Raw genomic sequence first — 18,058 nt, forward strand, 5'->3', positions numbered from 1 at the left:
AAGGCAGCATTGCTGCCTTTTTTGAGTTATCACTATGCAATTTACCCAGTTCAACCTGATTGACCCTCGCTTTGACACCTTGTTTCGTTTAGCCAAAGAGGTAACACCTTATTTAGCAGGAGAAGTCGCGTCAGTGCGCTCCGATGGTATCGCGTTGGGTCATAATGAAGCGATGTTCAGTCAGGAATTGTATCAAGCACTTGCCAAAAATTATCCAGAAGCAGGTAATGTGTATTGGTTAACTCGGACGTGGGAGTTACTCTGCTGGCAGCCGATTTTTCTGGGATTTATTAGTGTTTATCAAATGCAAGCGATTCCTCCGATGGAGCGCATTGCTCAATATAAATTGCCGATGTTCACTACTGGGTTCAGCTTTCCTGGCGGTCGGTGGGAAACAGGTGAACACGCTGAGCTTATCGAAAAGGTCGCGATAAAGTTACAGCAGCTGTTTACTGCCTATCGAGAACAAATGGGAGAGTGGACTCGGATTCGCCCCGGTTTTACCAACCATCTTATTGCTGATGGGGTATTAGAAAATGTTGCTCGTCAGAGATTACTCTTCCCCGAAATGAGTGATGAACAAGTGATGGCTGAAGCCAAATTGTGGCTTAATGCTTTTAACTTATCCCATGACCATCTGCACAGTTACCGTTGGGATCAAACCCAAGACCACTTGGTGATGATCCGCCAAACGTGCTGCCAAGCCCATCGCTGTGATGACAAAAATTGGTGTGGTAACTGCCCAAAAACCCCAGAAAATAAAACGTTAGCGGTTTACTCCTAGCGGGACACTCACTCTTGCGATATTTTTCTTATAGGGACACACGCTCTCGATATCAATGATCTTGGAAGATCTTTAGATCTTAGCAGGACACACACCTTTACCATAAAAGTAAAGAAAATAGCAACAGTATATAACTTGTTGGTATTGGGGCGGTTGAATTTGCCATGACCAGTCAATTGCTAGATATTTATAATTAAGCAGTGGATTAAATTTGTTTTCTGGAAGGATTTATGTTCGGAGAGTAAAACAATACTGATTCACAATTTAAGTAATATGCAGAGCGACCATTCGTTTCTTATTCAGAGCAATTTTGGCGTGCTGTAAACGTTCGGTGGTCCCTATCCAAACGCGAGGCTTTTTCTCTAGTTCTGTGCAAAGCGCTAAACAGTCAGATTGGTTCAGTGTGAGTCTTGCGAGTATATTCGGTTGTGAATCATCGATATAGCCGGGCTTGTCTGGCCTTATCTGTCGGCCAAGCCAATCTACTAGCTCAAAGTAGTCACTGAGCTGAAAAGGAATACCTTGCGATTTATCTTGGTGCTCGTAGCCCATGAAATTAGCGAGCGATGGTGTGGTGGTTTCTCCTTTCTCTAAACTCGTTAGTCTCGCTTTTATTGAGGTAAAGTCGGATTGTTCAGGCGTGTCGGCCATCTTGGCTCTAATAGGATTTAAATCGACATACGCCATCGCTGCTAGCAAAGCTTTTTCATCGAGTAGTGCTTGAGATTTAAATCGTCCTTCCCAAAAGCGACCTGTACATTGGTCCTCCTTATTGGCCTGAACGGCAATGTCGTAATTAAGCTCTCTCATAAACCAGCTTAGGGAATAAAGTCGTTCTCGCCACTCGTTAATAAATTGATTACACGCGTCCTTTTCTGACTCAGATTGAATATTTCCCTCTAACCAACGTTGAATAAGCGGTGGTAGGTGATGTTCTGCGTGCCAGCGTTCAACCACTTCCAAATCCGTTAAAGCAAGAGCGCTCTCTTTATCAATACGAACAACGAGATGGTAGTGATTACTCATCACTGCATAAGAACAGATTTGAATCAGATACACATTGGCAAGGCTAAGAATGCGCTGCTCAATCCAATCTCGGCGATGCTCGTAAGATTTTCCGGTAAGACTATCAACACCACACAAATACGAGCGACGAACACAACGAGAAACGCAGTGATAATACGGCGTGATGTCAGGACAAATCAGCTGTGAACGAGCGGTAGTCATGAATTACTGATCCGAGAAAATAGAAAGCCTTAGCGTGACGATTTACGCAACCTAGCAAAAGAGTGATCCCATAATTACTGGAGACACTTCAAAGAAAAATTAAGTGCTGTTGAACGGCTTGAAGTGGAACAATTCATTGTATTGAGGTGAGTGTCCCCATTAATCTTTTTTAAAGCGTGTGTCCCCGTTACTTTTACTTTCCTTGATGTCACTCGCAAACTTCATGGCAAAGTGTGGGGGTTGCAACTGCATCGATGAAATTCCTCTAAATTCAGGTCTCTGTAGCTGGTCACGCCTAAAGCTTATCTTTTACTAATGGGAGATGTCGATTAAAGGGGACCTCTCATGAATTATTCAACACAGCCTTTGCTACTGTCACCGGTTGCGCTTGTGGTTACTGGTAGTGTCATCAGTACGGTTTCTTATGTTAGCGTGGCGTCAAGTACGCCAGACGTGACCTTGGCGAAAGAATATCATTCGGGAGTGAACCTTTCTCAGTACTGGGTGAGTGAAAAGTACGACGGCATACGGGCAATTTGGACAGGTAAAGCGTTAGTGACGAAAAGCGGTAAACCAATCCATGCACCGCAGTGGTTTATTGCAAAACTACCTAATACCATGATTGAAGGTGAGTTATGGGCCGGGCGTGGGCAATTTAATGTGGTACAACAAACAGTATTGGATACAAAAGCAGATTCAGCGCAGTGGCGAAAAATTCGCTGGATGGTATTTGATATGCCTAATGAGAAAGGCTTTTATCCAGCGCGTTACAAAGTGCTGAACGAGTGGGTTGAGTCTTTAGCTTCGCAACATATTCAAGTGGTGTCACAGAAAGTGATAACGAATGAATCGACATTAACACGCTATCTACACACATTAAGTGATGAGGGGGCAGAAGGCGTCATGCTACACGCGATTGATCAGCCATATCGTTCGGGAAGACATGTTGCTCTACTAAAGCTGAAAACCTATCAAGATGCAGAAGCGGTGGTGATTGGTTATCGTCCCGGTAAAGGTCGTTGGCAAGGTATGATGGGGTCGCTGCAAGTACGCATTCCAGACGGTACTGAGTTTTATATTGGCACTGGGTTTAGTGATGAAGAGCGTGCCGCCCCGCCAGCGCTTGGGAGTTCGATTACCTATCGTTATAACGGGGTCAACCATAATGGTAAACCCAAATTTGCTCGTTTCTTACGTGTACGAACCCCAGGCTATTGACCCACCTTTATGCCACAGCGTTTAAACAGATCTTGCCAATAAGCCACATGGTTGAGTGTGGCTTGACGAAAAGCTTGGTGCACCTTTTTAATTGGGAAGGGCGAGTTGGGTTGGTCAAATGGGCTAAGTACGCTTGCAATATTCATATAGGCGCCATCCACTTGAGCCAAATAAGGTTGAATCTCACCAATATAGAATTTACGGAACACATTTTGTAGACGCGCTACTTTGGTTGGATCGCGATTTGGGCCACATAGCATTAGATTGTCGTGACGTTGTAACTGGTTGGTAAGAGTCGTTAGCCAGTCGGTGAGGTTTGTCATCGAAAAATACAGGTCGCCTAAAAGGGGCATAGTCTCTAGTGTTTGCTGGTAGGGGGTAATGGGATCCGGTGTTTGCACCGTATCAGGGTTTTGTACGTATTCGTGCCAATGGTTTAACGCCGTTAATGCTTGCTTGATCATGCCATAATCACGCTTAGCCCAATACCATTGATGACTGGTAAGATGCATATGCATTGCCTCGCTGGTAAACAACAGGTTATTCCAATGCGCCGTGAGTTCTGTTTTTTTCTGCTCGCGAATTGAGGCTAAACGTTGACGAAGAGCCTGATCAATTTTAGGTTCAACCACACACTTAGCTAAGCCTTTGTATAGCGAGGCTTGATAATCAAAGTTGCGAAAATTGTCCTGCACTTTACCAAGAATGGAATTTCGTTCTGCGATCAACTCGAATAGGTCGCAATAGCGTAGCTGGTAGCTATCAATTAATCCTAAACTGACCGGTTCTATAGGGATAAGTAGCTGACGTTTATCAGCCAGTTGCTGAGCTTGAATGTGAGGGAATGAGAGAGCGTCGACTTGTTGAACGTTAGAGATTCGTTCTAAATAGGTTTCAAGAGAAGCGTCGATTGAGGTTGGATTAGGTTCACAGCCGCTTGTCGATAACAGCAATAGCATCGCCCCAAAAAGGCTCACGGCTTTTCTTGTGAGCCTGTTGGGTAAATATGAAAACAAGTTACGCTGTGACACCATAGCCAAGTTGTTGAGCTCCACCACGCTTTTGTATCCAGTATAGACGGTAACCTAGCATAATAGCGGCGGAACTTAGACCTATGATAAAGCCGATCCAAAAACCTTTGGCTCCCATCGCAGGAACTATCCAATCTGTTAAACCAAGGATATAGCCGGTAGGTAATCCGAAAATCCAGTAGGCGATGAAGGTTCGCACAAAGATGGCTGTCATATCTTTATAGCCTCGTAATGCTCCGCTTGCTACCACTTGAACGGCATCGGTGCATTGGTAAATGGATGCTAGAGCTAGCAGCTGCATTGCCAGCTCAATAACCGCTCGATTTTGGGTATAGAGCATCGATACTTGCTCTTTAAAGAGTAGCGTTGCAGTTGCTGTCAGTACTGCCGTACTCACGGCAAGCATTAGTGCGACATTTGACGCAACAGTTGCCCCATCTAGGTCGTTTGCACCTAATTTGTTACCTACTCGAATAGACACTGCTGCACCGATACTCATCGGTAACATAAAAATAAGGGATGAGAAGTTAATTGCGACTTGGTGTGCAGCAACAATAAGAGGGCCTAGTGGCGATACAAGTAATGCGACAATGGCAAAAAGAGTGACCTCAAAAAAGAGTGCTGCAGCCACAGGAAATCCAAGACGAAACAGTTTGAGTTGCTCTTTTAGTTGCGGTTTATGAAAGGTATCAAATAAGGCAATATGCGCTAATCGTTTCGACGTCATTACGTAAAAAAGCAGCATAAAGAACATGATCCAATAGACTATAGCGGTGGCAACACCACAACCAATACCACCAAGCGCTGGCGCACCAAACTTGCCATACACGAAAATCCAGTTAAGCGGGATATTACATAAAAGACCAATGAAACCGATCACCATTGCTGGCTTGGTGAGGGCCATACCATCGGTATAGCTGCGTAATGCTTGAAACAGCAAAAAGGCAGGAGCTGCGAACACAATGGCATGCAAATAGCCAATGGTCTTGTCTGCCATGGTCGCTTCAATACCCATTGCTGTAACCACGAATCCCATGTTGAGTACAATCGTAATGATAGGAACGGAAAGCACTAACGCCATGATGATCCCTTGATGGATTTCAAATGGGATCTTGTGTTGACGACCCGCGCCATTTAATTGGGCGACAACAGGAACTAAGGACATGAGGAGGCCAATACCGAACAGCACAATAGGAAACCAAAGACTAGCAGCCACAGACACAGCAGCCATATCTGTTGCGCTGACACCGCCAGCCATAATGGTATCAACAAAACCCATCCCGGTTTGCGCGATAGACGCAATCAATACAGGTAAGGCCAATTTAATCAGATTGGCTGCTTCTTTTTTATAACGATGCACAAACGACTCCAGATAAGGTACTCCCAAAGAGGATCTAGGATAGATTGGAAGAGAGTACTAGAGAGAATGATAAAGAAATGTCACACTAAGCTCCATGAAAAACTAGTGCAAAGTGAAAATATGTTTACCGGAATAGTGCAGGGGACAGCGACCGTTATCGCTATTGATAAGAAAGAACAGTTTCAGACTCACACAGTTGAATTATTGCCTCCTCTCAATGAAAACATTGAAATAGGCGCTTCAGTGGCACATAACGGTTGTTGCCTCACCGTGACAGCGATAGAAGGTAATTCGGTGTCATTCGATTTGATGCAAGCCACTTTAAGACTCACTAATCTTGGCCATGTCGGTGTTGGGGATAAGGTTAATATCGAGCGCGCAGCTCGCTACGGTGATGAAATTGGTGGGCATACTATGTCGGGACACATTACCACTACGGCACCGATTGTTGAGGTTGTGGCGACAGCAAATAACAAAACGCTGTGGTTTGAGTTGCCACAAGAATACATGAAGTATGTATTAGCCAAAGGATTCATAGGGTTAGATGGCTGTTCACTGACAATTGGTGAAGTTGAGCAGCAGCGTTTTAGCGTTCACCTTATTCCTGAGACTTTAGAGCGAACCCTGTTTGGCTCAAGACAAGTTGGTGATCAAATCAACGTTGAAATTGATCCACAAACGCAAGCGATTGTCGACACCGTTGAACGAGTAATGGCTCAACGCGGCTAAAGTCAACCTAAACAAGCGCCACATTTAATGAATTGAAAGGTGGCGCTTAAGGATTAACTTTAGAAATATTGTTCATCATCTGCATCGACGTATATTTCCACATCATTACGTTGTTCATCCACATTAACGTTAAAGTGAATAGGATTACAACATGCCGGACAATCATCGTAAAACTCTTCACTTCCCAACGACGTGTCAAAATTGACTGGAACGTGATGCCCACAATGAGGGCATTGAATAGTTCGACCTATCATATTTTTCATGATGGATTCCTCGCTACCAATGATTTAATGACCATCAACTTAATAGTAATAGGTAGAAGAAATTTCGCTGCGTATTAACGCTGATTTTGACACTTTTATTTCACGTTAAAGTGAAACAGTGAGTGATTAGGTCAGGTCTATCCTCATACTCTACCTCTCAAAAGCAACTAGAGAGGCAACTTACATGTTTACCCCTTGGGGTTTAATAGGCGTATATTTTATCAATCAATGCTTGGGCTTCTGTGAGATAGTGTCCACCAAACAAATTACAATGATTAAGCAAATGGTAGAGATTGTAGATATGTTTTCGCTCTTCATAACCGATGGCTAATGGATAGACGCTCTCGTAGCCTTGATAAAATTCCGATTGAAAACCACCAAATAGCTCAGTCATCGCGATATCGCATTCACGATCCCCCCAATAGCAGGCAGGATCGTAGGCAATCGGTCCAATAGGGCACTCTCCAGCATTACCACTCCATAAGTCGCCATGCAGTAGTGCCGGGCGTGGGGAGTGATGTAAGAGTTTTTGTTTGATAAGTGCAATAAATTCAGTGATGTTGGTGAGTTCTATACCTTTTTCATGTAATAACTGCAGTTGCCAACCAATACGTTGCTCGGCAAAAAACAAGTGCCATTTACTTGCCCATTGATTGGGTTGAAGCGTGGTGCCAATGTAATTGTCTTCATCAAAACCGTACTGTTTTTGCTCACCCCATAGGTGCAGCTTCGCCAACTGAATTCCAAATTCTCGGCTCGTATGCGCATGCTCTAGTGGCTTGGTTGGTAAATAATTGAGGATAAGAAAGGCGTGCTCTTTGGTTTGTCCGACGAGGACGACTTCAGGCACGAATAACGTTGTGGTTTCTTTTAATGCCTTCAGGGATATTTCTTCTGCCAAAAATTGCGGTAAACACGCTTTGTCGTTCACTTTAACAAAATAACGCTCCGACCCGTCACTTACCATGTAGGAATGGCTAATATCCCCTCCTGAAAGAGGGCGTTTTTCTTGAATCTGATAATTAAACATCAGAACATCTGAAAGTTGTTGAGCTATTGCAGGCCACATATTCTAACCCCCTCTAAACACACCACTGTTCAAACTTTAAGCTATTTTAGTTGAACTATCAGAGGTAATCTATTTGCATGCCTATCATTTTATTAAATTTTTCTACTACGTCATGGAATAATATGAAATTGTGATCCAGATTGAGCTATTCATCGAATGATATCTACACAAGTATGCTAAGTTCGGACAGAACCTTACTATACTTAAATTCAAATGATCTCAAGATGCAAAATGCAGGGCTTCATTAGACAAACCAAGTTTATTGTCGGTTTATTTGAGATTCAACGCTTGGTTATAGCGTTAAAAAGGGAGCTTGTTCAACTAATTGCCGGAAATTACAGCAATTAGTTATTCAGCTCTGTGAAAATTCGTATTGATAGCTTAGTATTGATTTGAGTTTTGTCTTTTGCAGAGAAGCGGAGAATAAAAGTGGTTGTAGAAACCGATGGTTACCTAGCGCTCATTGAACATCTATCTTTCAATCTAGATGTGTTTACCGATGAGGGTGACACGGGTAAAGAAAGTGTGGAAGATGTGGTCACTGACATGGTGGCAAGTAATATCATGGCCATTTTTGAGCAAAACCCAGAATTGCATTCCAGCGTGCGTTTTCAGTTATTGAAAGAAGCTGATATGGTGGTTGCAGATTTAAGTGAAGTGTTGGCGGGTGTTTGGGCCAAATACGCAACGAACCAACAAATTATTTTTCTTGATGAGTACATCGCCTTATTGAAAAATCTGTTTGATTCAGCGGTCGCCACTTACGACTAAAGATGACGTTAGCGTACTGTGTAAGGGCGAGATATCCTGCGAAATTGCCAAAATTTACTCGCCCAGTACGGATTATCCAAACGGGATATAATCACGCCCTTTGATGATGAAGCGTGCATAAAACGTTGATTGCCAATATACACACCTACATGTTCTAAGGTGCTATTGATTCTAAAGAACACCAAGTCACCGTAGTGAGCATCTTTTCGGTTAATCTTTTTCCCAGTATTGCTTTGGCTTTTTGTGGTGCGGGGTAATGAAATTTGCCACGCATCTTGAAAAGCAATTTGAACAAAAGCAGAACAATCCACACCAGATTGCGTGTTTCCTCCCCAACGATAGGGCACACCTTCCCACTGCTGATAAACGTCAAATAACGTTTGCTCATGGTGCTCGTTAAGTTGATGCGCTTGATTTTGGGGAGTGACGAGGGGGATTTCTTGAGGCTCAGATGCACAGCCACTCAAAACTATCCCTAGTAGTATAGTGGAGAGGTAGAGATGAACATCGCGATGTTGAAATAGCGCCTGTGTTACGAATGGTCTTTTTAACATCTGTCCTTTACTCATCTCATCATATCTACTGGCATATCACGCAATCAGGCAGTAAAATCGCCGCCATTCATTATCTTGCGACTATCTAACATGCGAATTCACGGTTTTCATCAACTTTATCAACATCGTTTGGCCTTGTCGACTCGACCTTTTGCGGCGCGTGGCGCAAAGATCGATCGTTGTCCTTATTGTCGCGTCGAAAAACGTGTGTGTTTATGTCCATATCAACCCAATATTGATACCAACATCGCGGTGTTATTACTGTTATCGGATAATGAAGTATTTAAACCGAGTAATACTGGGCGCTTGATTGCCGATACCGTCAAGGAGACTTATGTATATCAGTGGAGTCGGACGAATCCCCAGCCAGATATGCTGTCGTTACTCAATCATCCAGACTATTTCCCAGTGTTGGTTTTCCCGGCAGAAAATGAGCAGGCGCAAGCACGTACCATTGAACCTTCACAACTGTCGGTTGATGGCCATAAACCGCTGCTGATTTTTATCGATGGTAGCTGGCGCGAAGCGAAGCGAATTGTCCGTAAGTCGGCATATTTAGCCTCTTTGCCTATGATTTCTGTTCATCCGACAACCTTATCTGAATATGTGATGCGTAAATCAGACAACGAGCAGCACCTCGCGACAGCAGAAGTCGCCGCTTTGGTATTTGACAGTGTTGGTGAACATCTTGGGGCGAAAACGCTACACTTTTGGTTTGAAGCGTTTAAAGAGAGCTACATGATGGGGAAAAGCCGTATGGCTCATGATGCAGAACGTCCAGCTTTGCAGCGCTACTTAACATTAGAGGCTCATTGAATGCCTAGTGTAGCGTAAGACGAGGAATAACCATGTATTACGGGTTTGATATTGGTGGCACAAAAATAGAGTTCGGTGCTTTTGACGAGCAATTTACACGAATCGCGACTGAAAGAGTCGCGACTCCCACAACAGATTATGCCGAATTTATTGCCCTTATTACTGACATCGTGCACCGTTATGATGTTCAGTTTGCGTGCCAAGGGAAGGTGGGATTGGGAATTCCTGGAATCGAAAGCAGAGAAGGCACGTTATTAACTGCCAATGTACCTGCTGCGTTTCATCAACCCTTTCGTCGAGATATCGAAACTGCATTGTCCAGAACTGTGCAAATTGAAAATGATGCTAATTGCTTTGCGTTGTCTGAGGCGTGGTCGCCACAATGTGCAGGACAGTCATCGGTATTAGGACTGATTTTGGGAACCGGTGTGGGTGGTGGTTGGGTTCACAATGGCAAAGTGTGTTCAGGCTACAATCATGTTACTGGTGAAATAGGACACACGCGCTTACCTGTTGATGCATGGTTAGCATTAGGCGATAAAATGCCTTTATGGCAATGTGGTTGTGGGCAGAAAGGCTGTATCGAAACGTATCTTTCTGGGCGTGGGTTTGAACGTTTGTACCACCATATTGTTGGCGAGGCTTTAACGGCACCACAAATCATGGAGCGTTACCGTGCTCAAGATAAAAAAGCTATCGAGTATGTCGATCGATTTCTTAATGTTCTGGCGCTAACCTTGGCCAATTTGCTAACAGTGCTTGATCCCGATGTGGTAGTGTTAGGTGGCGGTCTATCGAATATTGAATTGCTTTACCAAGAGTTACCAAAACGAATCCGCCCTTACTTGCTGTCGGTGGCCCAGTGTCCACCGATTGTACACGCCTGTTATGGCGACGCGGGCGGTGTGCGAGGCGCGGCACTGCTAAATTATACGCCTGCAGTTTAAGACGTTTTTACCGCAATACGTCATTGGGGAATAAAAGCTATTAAAGCTATTAAAGCTATTAAAGCTATTAATAAAAGCCGTTGCTTAACACTGAGACAATAAAAAAGAGAAACCGTGGTTTCTCTTTTTTATTGCTTGGTTTAATGACAAATTACTCTTTGGGCTTTTTACCCACACCAAAGTTTTCTTTCGCCATCAAGGTGATTTTACCAAAACCCAGTTTCTTAAAATGGTTATCACGATAGTTACGTACGGCTTTACTGTCTGAAATGGCTTCAATCTGTTGCTCCATTTGCAAGTAGGCAGTTAAATCGATGCCTTCAGCTGCTGCCACTGCTTCATGAATATTACGAAACTTTTGGTAGGTAAATGGCAGTGTTTTTTCTTCATCTTTGTACGTATAAATAATAGTGCGTGACATGTTACTTCTCTTGTCTATCGTCAGTGGCTAGATTCTGCCTTGAAGCGGGATGATTGTCACGCTTTCGCCGGCTTTAATCGTATCAATGTGAGGGCCAATTTCGATTAAACAGTTGGCTTGCGACATCGAATGCAATAACGCCGAACCTTGATGCCCCGTGGATTTTACCGTGAGCTGCCCGTGATCATTAACTTGATAGATACCGCGAGTAAATTCCGTCCGACCTTGTTTAGAACGCAAATCAACTTCGGCTACTGCGATCGCTGACATCGGTTGCCAATGCGTTTGTCCCTGCATTTTTGCAATAGCAGGTTGGACAAATTGAATGAACGATACCATCGCAGCGACCGGATTCCCCGGAAGACCAAAAATTGGGGTTTGGTGAATAGAACCAAAGGCAAGAGGGCGCCCTGGTCGCATATTGATTTTCCATAACTCAATGTGTCCCAGACTTTGCATTACCTGTTTTACGTAATCCGCATCCCCAACCGATACGCCGCCGGAGGTGAGAACCAAATCAGCATGACCACTCATCTCTTCTAGTGCTTGACGAATTTTTTCAGGATCGTCGGGTAAAATCCCCATGTCTAACAGTTCGCACTGTTGCTGTTGCAACAAGCCGCGTAAGCTATAGCGGTTAGCATCATAAAGCCCTGAAGTAGAGACTTTAGAGCCGGGCTCAAAGACTTCATCACCAGTGGAGAAGATAGCAACCTTTAATGGGCGTAACACCGAAATGCGTTTAAGCCCCAACGCAGCCAACATGCCTTGCTCTGGCGACTGAATCAACTGACCTTTGGCAAAGACAGCTTGACCCATCTTCAAGTCTTCACCGGGATGACGAACATTTTGTCCAGCTGAAATATGGGCGTTGGGAAAGGAGACGTAGCCGTCTTGTTCAATGGCTTCTTCTCGCATAATTACGGTATCCAACTGTGCCGGAATGGGGGCGCCAGTCATTATCTTGACTGCTTGACCGGCTGCAATGTTCCCTTCAAAGCCATGTCCTGCTAGAACTTGCCCTACTATTTGCCAACGACCTGAGCAAAGGTCGTTATACGCAATAGCATAACCATCCATCGCTGAATTACGAAAGGCGGGTACATTGATTGTTGATGTGACATTGTCACTTAATATCCGTTGTCCAGCGTCCTTTAAATCAACCGTTTCACTGTCTGCTACCGCTCGCACGGCTGAGACTATTCGCTGGCGCGCTTCTTCGACGGAAAGTGTATTAGGATGAGCAAAACTATCACAGCTTGCGCCCTCAACTTTCATTTTTCTTACACGCTTTGACATACTCTGCACATAATCAATCACAAACTGAGCAATGCTGTTGATGTCATTAATATTGAGTTGGGGAAGTTCTGCATCACAATGTGTGTCTGATGCAATGGCGATAATTTCTGCATCATTAGGGTAGAGCCAAGGCTTGCCGGTCGGCTGGCGATGCAGCTCAATTTTAGGAAACGCAATGTTTTTACAGCCTTCAACTAAGATAAGGTCAAGCTCGTCTTGATTAAATTGCTTGATGAGTTGTTCAAACGCAGGTTCGCTCTCTGGTGTCTCGGTAATTTTAGCAAACCGTAATCGCGATGCGATGAGCATTTGGCTTGCACCCGCATGGCGTAATCGGTAACTGTCTTTACCTGGCTTATCTATATCAAAATCATGGTGGGCGTGTTTGAGCACACCAATTCGTAAACCCGCTTGCGTAAGTTTGGGCAATAAGGCTTCAAGAAGAGTTGTTTTGCCAGTGCCTGAATAAGCAGCAAAGCCGAGTAGTGGAACAGAAGAGGAAATCATGAACGTAATTCTCCAAAGTGTGCAAGCTCATCTGGCGTATTTAGATTGAGAAAGCAGTCTGGAGAGTCACTGAAATCGACTTCTATGGTGTGGCATTCGCGAATAAACCACATGAGCTTGCGTTCACTCCGATTGAGGAAGTCGGTTAGTGAAGGTAACAAAGAACGGTTTAGTAGCGTAAATACTGGCTGCTGACTTTCGCCATCATGAGCAACTAATAAGTTGCAATTAGCCGTCGCGGTTTGACAAAAGCGATCAACGAGATCGGTATTGATCAAGGGGCTATCACAAGGAACAAAGCCTACCCACTCTTTTGTACTATGGGTTAAGCCACTGTGCATACCTGCGAGTGGACCGGGGTAATTATCAAACACATCGGAAATGACAGGCGCATATTGTTGGTAGATGTGTTGATTGCGGTTTGCGTTGATCCAAATGTCATTGGTTTGCGGTGTTAACCTCTCTAGGACATGTTCGATTAATGGTCGGCCATTAAGTTTGATAAGACCCTTATCATTTCCATCCATACGACTGGCTTGTCCACCCGCGAGAATAATCCATTGGGTTTGGGAAGGAGTGAGCATGCGGCATAAACCTTATTTAACTATGTGCAACTCAACAGGTTGCTATAAAAAATATCCCATTAGATTACTACGATTGCTTACGGGAGGAAACGTTGTCTCTCATCGATAAAGTTCGTTTAACGTCTGGGTAAGATACTGTTTTCACAAAGACTACTTGACGGAAACCATCCCCATATTGAGCTAAATCAGGCTATCTTTGATTGCCCAAGAATTTTCGATAAAACCATATAGGACAAAGAGTTACACCAAAGAGGTATGGTGTGTTGAGTGGTTGCTGATAGACTCTAACCGTGAAGATAGCGAAAATCCTACACAATTATTCAAACAAATAACGTTATCTCAGCACTGTTAATGGCATGCGAATAGCCCTCGCTACTTATTAATGGATACGTCAAATGGCCTCTACCTTTAATTCGATATTGTTATCTTGCTATGAGATTGATATGAGCTTAGGAACTGAGACCAAACATTTACCTCTCTACCATGCGTTCTCTGTACTGGTTATTCACGGTGAATCAGATGAACTTGGTGGGCTACTTAGAACACTCGATACTTGGTTTACAACGGTTGATTGTGCGGAGACCTGCTTACAAGCACGCAAACAAGCGCATCAAAATCATTATGATTTAGTTCTTGTCGATGTAGGCCTGTTTACGAGCGAGCCTTCACTGTTAGAAGAGCTATCCCATTGGCATCAAAACCGTTCCGACGTGCTGCTTTTAGTGCATCAAAACGAATTGGACCTCGCTATAGCTGCGTTTCGTCATGGTCTGTTTGATTTTGTGCTTAATCCTGTTCACCCAGAGCAAATGGCTCATACAGTGAGACGTTTTATGGATAAGCGTTTAAAAGAACGTCGGCTGTGTGCGTTGCAGCGAGATTTTTCGCGTCATAGTTCGACCCAAATGATAGGTCAATCTGAAAAAACCAAATTGTTACGCCAACACATAGAGCAATATGCGCCATCAAAAGCAAGTGTGATGATTGAAGGGCAACCTGGGACAGGTAAGGAGTTGATTGCTCGAGAGCTCCATGAGCATAGCCACCGAATCGGTCCCTTTGTTCCGTTCAGTTGTACCAAGTCGTCACCGGAGACAATTGAGAAAGATCTCTTTGGTGAGGTCATTACATTAGAAAACGGTAGCCGAAAATTCAATGAAGGCGTGTTTAAAGTCGCCAATGGTGGAACGATCTATCTTGATGAAGTGGCTCATCTCCCAATGCGAATTCAAGAGCTATTGCTCAGTATGCTTGAAGAGAGAACTATTAAGCCAGTGGGAGCAAAATACGAATTTCCGATTGATGTTCGGGTCATTGCTGCCACCAATCAAAACCTCAATGTGTTGGTTCAGCAAGGAAAATTTAGGAGCGATCTTCTCTATCGTTTAAGTGTGCTGAAAATTGAAGTGGCACCGCTGAAAGAGCGTAAAACCGATTTGAAAGAGTTGGTGCCTTTTTTGGCCAATCGTCTCTGTCACGATTTGTGTTTGCCTTTGCCTCGCTGGACTGATGAAGACATCGCTATTATTCGTGACTACGAATGGCCAGGTAATGTGCGTGAGCTGCGCAATTTGATAGAAAATTGTATTCTGCTAGGTAAGTCGCCCTCGGAATACTGGCGTAATCGTAACCACATTAATAGTGGAACACCCATTACCGTCACTGTTTCACATGGTAATCAGATTCCATACTACGATGAAAAGCCTGCTCAGGTGAAACAAGAAGGTTATCCCAATTCATGGACACTACGAAAAGTAGAGCGTTGTCATATTGAACAAGTGGTGTTGTTTCACGATGGTAATAAATCTGCCGCAGCGAGAGCACTTGCTGTGTCACGCAAGACACTCGAACGTAAGTACAAGGAGTGGGATAGCAGCGATGATGATAGTCGCTACACAGAATAATCACTTCCCATAGAGGCCATCAAGGACGATCGCCTTAATTTTGTGCGCCCCAATATGATCCATTGATATCATTTTGGTGCAACAATTGCTTACAATCTCGCCTAGATCAAATTTCTCCCGAAATCTTTCAATTATTAACTCATTGTTATGTAAGGTTTTTACATTTTACTTCGCTTGTATTTCATGATGGGTACGTTTTTTGCCTAACAAAGTGGAAAACAATAAATCACCAATTTGGTGAGTTGATAATTCTAAGTGGCACAGGATTGGTGCGCACAAAACTGATGGAGTAAAACGAGAATGAATCAGACCATGAACCAAATACAAGGAGCTGTTCAGACGCTTACTCAAAGCTCTGACACTTTATTCTTGCTGTTAGGTGCCATCATGGTATTTCTAATGCACGCGGGTTTCGCGTTTTTAGAAGTCGGTACTGTACGTCGCAAAAACCAAGTCAACGCGTTAGTGAAAATATTGGCCGATTTCGGTATTTCTACCATTGCCTACTTTTTCATTGGCTATTGGATTGCTTACGGTCATCATTTCTTTGGCAGTGCAACAGAGCTCGCTCGGGGGAATGGCTATGAGTTAGTGAAGTTCTTCTTCCTACTGACCTTTGCGGCTGCTATACCCGCTATTGTTTCGGGTGGGATTGCAGAGCGCGCGCGCTTCTATCCCATACTTATGGCCACATTTTTTACCGTTGGTGTTGTATATCCTGTTTTCGAAGGGATCATCTGGAATGGTAACTTTGGTCTACAAAACTGGTTTAGCCACCGCTTTGGTGCGCCTTTTCATGATTTTGCAGGTTCGGTCGTAGTGCATGCCGTCGGTGGTTGGATTGCTTTGATTGCAGTACTGTTTCTTGGCATGCGTAAAGGGCGTATTCGTGCTGGCAAACATACTAACTTTGCACCATCTAACATCCCATTTCTTGCCTTAGGTGCGTGGATTTTATGTGTTGGTTGGTTTGGCTTTAATGTGATGTCAGCTCAAACGTTAAACGGCATTAGCGGGTTGGTGGCAATGAACTCATTAATGGCCATGGCTGGTGGTATTTTAGCAGCGTTAGTCGCGGGTAAAAATGACCCTGGTTTTATTCACAATGGTCCGTTGGCTGGTTTGGTGGCCGTGTGTGCAGGTTCTGATTTAATGCATCCTTTAGGCGCTTTGGTAACAGGTATCGTGGCTGGTGTGCTATTTGTATGGTTATTTACTCATTTGCAAAATAAAACCCGTATAGATGATGTGCTTGGTGTATGGCCATTACATGGTGTGTGTGGTGCATGGGGTGGTATTGCCGCGGGCATTTTCGGGCAAAGTAGCTTAGGTGGTATTGGTGGAGTCAGTTTCACTGTTCAACTAATGGGCACGATAGCCGGCATTATTGTTGCAGTAGCAGGGTCGTTTGTCGTTTATGGCACGCTGCACAAAGTAATGGGGCTACGATTGTCCGAAGAAGAAGAGTTTAACGGCGCAGATCTTGCGATTCACCGTATTTCTTCCACCAGTGAAGATTAAGGTTAACTCATTGCACGAAAGCGCATCTTCCGTTATTCAATAGAGCGCGCTTTAGCGCACAGAATAGAATAGCCCACACGAAAAGCGAAGCAGTCTTTGGGCTGCTTCGCTTTTACTGAGTAATAATAGGCATATCATGACCGTGATTGGCATAACACAGGTCACTAAATTTCATCTAAGTCATTCAACTCTATACTATGGTCTAACGCACAGCACTACAGCTCTTGGGGCACAAGTGTTAAGCTGTCAGTAAATCAAAGGAAAGGGAAGTGTCATGAAATTTCCATATTGTAATATCGTGGTTTTAACCGGGGCGGGGATTTCTGCAGAATCAGGCATTCAAACTTTTCGTAGCGAAGATGGGCTGTGGGAGAATCATCGAATAGAAGATGTCGCTACGCCCGAAGGGTTTCACCATGATCCTGACTTAGTCCAAGAATTTTATAATCAACGACGCCGAGATCTTCTCTCCGAACATATCCGCCCTAATGCTGCCCACGTTGCTCTAGGACGCCTAGAAGCAGAGTTAGAAGGGCGGGTCACTATCATTACGCAAAACATTGATAACCTCCATGAGCGTGGTGGCAGTAAGAATATTATTCATATGCATGGTGAGTTACTTAAAGCGCGCTGTGTTGAGTCAGAACAAGTTGTAGAGCAGTTAACCGACTTGCACACTGGCGACTTTTGCCATTGTTGTCAGATTCCGTCTCAGCTAAGGCCACACATAGTCTGGTTTGGGGAAATGCCTTTGCGTATGGGAGAAATATATCAAGCTTTACAAGAAGCGGATCTATTTATCTCTATTGGTACTTCAGGGGTAGTTTATCCAGCAGCAGGCTTTGTTCATGATGCTAAGATGTATGGTGCCCATACCATTGAACTGAACTTAGAACCAAGTGCGGTACAAAGTGAATTTGAAGAAAAACGCTATGGTAAGGCGAGTGTTGAAGTGCCGAAATTGGTTGAAGAAATTCTCGCACTACAAAATGAGTAAATGAACAGAAAGCAAAAAACCACAGCAAATGCTGTGGTTTTTTATTATCAGTAGAT

General features: G+C 44.0%; 18 protein-coding genes. 9 read left to right on the plus strand and 9 right to left on the minus strand.

All coding sequences use genetic code 11. The annotated features are described in order from the left end of the window. Positions 1-34: 34 nt before the first annotated feature. Entirely contained in the window at positions 35-784 is a 750-nt protein-coding gene (locus JCM16456_RS07510) for a siderophore ferric iron reductase (RefSeq protein WP_068713627.1), read from the plus strand. Positions 785-1,048: 264 nt separating this feature from the next. On the opposite strand, the gene JCM16456_RS07515 is transcribed toward JCM16456_RS07510, so the two are convergent. After that, entirely contained in the window at positions 1,049-2,011 is a 963-nt protein-coding gene (locus JCM16456_RS07515; RefSeq protein ID WP_068713628.1) for a transposase, read from the minus strand. 345 nt (positions 2,012-2,356) lie between these two features. On the opposite strand from JCM16456_RS07515, the gene JCM16456_RS07520 reads away from it, so the two are divergent. Next, entirely contained in the window at positions 2,357-3,229 is an 873-nt protein-coding gene (locus tag JCM16456_RS07520; RefSeq protein WP_068713629.1) for a DNA ligase, read from the plus strand. Here the strand turns inward: JCM16456_RS07520 and JCM16456_RS07525 are convergent. Both JCM16456_RS07525 and JCM16456_RS07530 read right to left on the minus strand, forming a co-directional pair. Beyond that, the gene (locus JCM16456_RS07525) at positions 3,223-4,206 is read right to left on the minus strand and encodes a DUF3080 domain-containing protein (RefSeq protein ID WP_068713630.1); all 984 of its coding nucleotides are present in this window, start codon (positions 4,204-4,206) and stop codon (positions 3,223-3,225) included. The genes JCM16456_RS07520 and JCM16456_RS07525 overlap by 7 nt on opposite strands. A 40-nt stretch (positions 4,207-4,246) precedes the next feature. Next, complete coding sequence (locus JCM16456_RS07530; protein ID WP_068713631.1) at positions 4,247-5,620, minus strand: MATE family efflux transporter; 1,374 nt, start codon at positions 5,618-5,620, stop codon at positions 4,247-4,249. Positions 5,621-5,740: 120 nt separating this feature from the next. Between JCM16456_RS07530 and JCM16456_RS07535 the strand changes: the two genes are divergently transcribed. Further along, positions 5,741-6,349 (plus strand): riboflavin synthase, encoded by a 609-nt coding sequence (locus JCM16456_RS07535; RefSeq protein WP_068713632.1) that lies wholly within the window; start codon positions 5,741-5,743, stop codon positions 6,347-6,349. Positions 6,350-6,408: 59 nt separating this feature from the next. Here the strand turns inward: JCM16456_RS07535 and JCM16456_RS07540 are convergent, their stop codons facing one another. After that, positions 6,409-6,612, minus strand: coding sequence for a CPXCG motif-containing cysteine-rich protein (locus JCM16456_RS07540; protein WP_068713633.1), 204 nt, complete (start codon positions 6,610-6,612; stop codon positions 6,409-6,411). Positions 6,613-6,814: 202 nt separating this feature from the next. Further along, a complete protein-coding gene (locus JCM16456_RS07545) occupies positions 6,815-7,681 on the minus strand; it encodes a fructosamine kinase family protein (RefSeq protein ID WP_068713634.1) in 867 nt (288 codons plus the stop codon). 429 nt (positions 7,682-8,110) lie between these two features. On the opposite strand from JCM16456_RS07545, the gene JCM16456_RS07550 reads away from it, so the two are divergent. Beyond that, positions 8,111-8,452: a DUF3802 family protein gene (locus tag JCM16456_RS07550; protein ID WP_068713635.1), complete on the plus strand. Its 342-nt coding sequence runs from the start codon at positions 8,111-8,113 to the stop codon at positions 8,450-8,452. 8 nt (positions 8,453-8,460) lie between these two features. Here the strand turns inward: JCM16456_RS07550 and JCM16456_RS24400 are convergent, their stop codons facing one another. Beyond that, positions 8,461-9,021 carry a C40 family peptidase gene (locus JCM16456_RS24400; protein ID WP_331710527.1) on the minus strand — a complete coding sequence of 187 codons (561 nt, stop codon included), beginning with the start codon at positions 9,019-9,021 and terminating at the stop codon, positions 8,461-8,463. A 75-nt stretch (positions 9,022-9,096) separates the two neighbouring features. Here JCM16456_RS24400 and JCM16456_RS07560 point away from each other — a divergent pair, with 75 nt between their 5' ends. Both JCM16456_RS07560 and nagK read left to right on the plus strand, forming a co-directional pair. Further along, on the plus strand, positions 9,097-9,822 hold the full coding sequence (locus JCM16456_RS07560; protein ID WP_068713636.1) for a tRNA-uridine aminocarboxypropyltransferase: 726 nt from the start codon (positions 9,097-9,099) through the stop codon (positions 9,820-9,822). Positions 9,823-9,854: 32 nt separating this feature from the next. Then, positions 9,855-10,769: an N-acetylglucosamine kinase gene (gene nagK, locus JCM16456_RS07565; protein WP_068713637.1), complete on the plus strand. Its 915-nt coding sequence runs from the start codon at positions 9,855-9,857 to the stop codon at positions 10,767-10,769. A gap of 151 nt (positions 10,770-10,920) precedes the next feature. Here nagK and JCM16456_RS07570 read toward each other — a convergent pair whose 3' ends face one another. From JCM16456_RS07570 to mobA, 3 genes are read right to left on the minus strand one after another with little or no spacing between them, the layout of a single operon-like run. Then, positions 10,921-11,190: a DUF2960 family protein gene (locus JCM16456_RS07570; protein WP_068713638.1), complete on the minus strand. Its 270-nt coding sequence runs from the start codon at positions 11,188-11,190 to the stop codon at positions 10,921-10,923. Positions 11,191-11,217: 27 nt separating this feature from the next. After that, positions 11,218-12,996, minus strand: coding sequence for a bifunctional molybdopterin-guanine dinucleotide biosynthesis adaptor protein MobB/molybdopterin molybdotransferase MoeA (locus tag JCM16456_RS07575; RefSeq protein ID WP_068713639.1), 1,779 nt, complete (start codon positions 12,994-12,996; stop codon positions 11,218-11,220). After that, positions 12,993-13,580 (minus strand): molybdenum cofactor guanylyltransferase MobA, encoded by a 588-nt coding sequence (gene mobA / locus JCM16456_RS07580; protein WP_068713640.1) that lies wholly within the window; start codon positions 13,578-13,580, stop codon positions 12,993-12,995. Before mobA ends, JCM16456_RS07575 begins: the two co-directional genes overlap by 4 nt. A gap of 443 nt (positions 13,581-14,023) precedes the next feature. Between mobA and JCM16456_RS07585 the strand changes: the two genes are divergently transcribed. From JCM16456_RS07585 to cobB, 3 genes are all read left to right on the plus strand, one after another. Continuing rightward, positions 14,024-15,484 (plus strand): sigma-54-dependent transcriptional regulator, encoded by a 1,461-nt coding sequence (locus tag JCM16456_RS07585; RefSeq protein ID WP_068715964.1) that lies wholly within the window; start codon positions 14,024-14,026, stop codon positions 15,482-15,484. A 300-nt stretch (positions 15,485-15,784) separates the two neighbouring features. Then, positions 15,785-17,005, plus strand: a complete 1,221-nt coding sequence (locus JCM16456_RS07590) for an ammonium transporter (protein WP_068713641.1) — start codon at positions 15,785-15,787, stop codon at positions 17,003-17,005. Between the two features lie 274 nt (positions 17,006-17,279). Next, positions 17,280-18,002: a Sir2 family NAD+-dependent deacetylase gene (gene cobB / locus JCM16456_RS07595; protein ID WP_068713642.1), complete on the plus strand. Its 723-nt coding sequence runs from the start codon at positions 17,280-17,282 to the stop codon at positions 18,000-18,002. The last annotated feature ends 56 nt before the right edge of the window (positions 18,003-18,058 follow it).

Source organism: Vibrio tritonius (assembly GCF_001547935.1).
GTDB lineage: Bacteria > Pseudomonadota > Gammaproteobacteria > Enterobacterales > Vibrionaceae > Vibrio > Vibrio tritonius.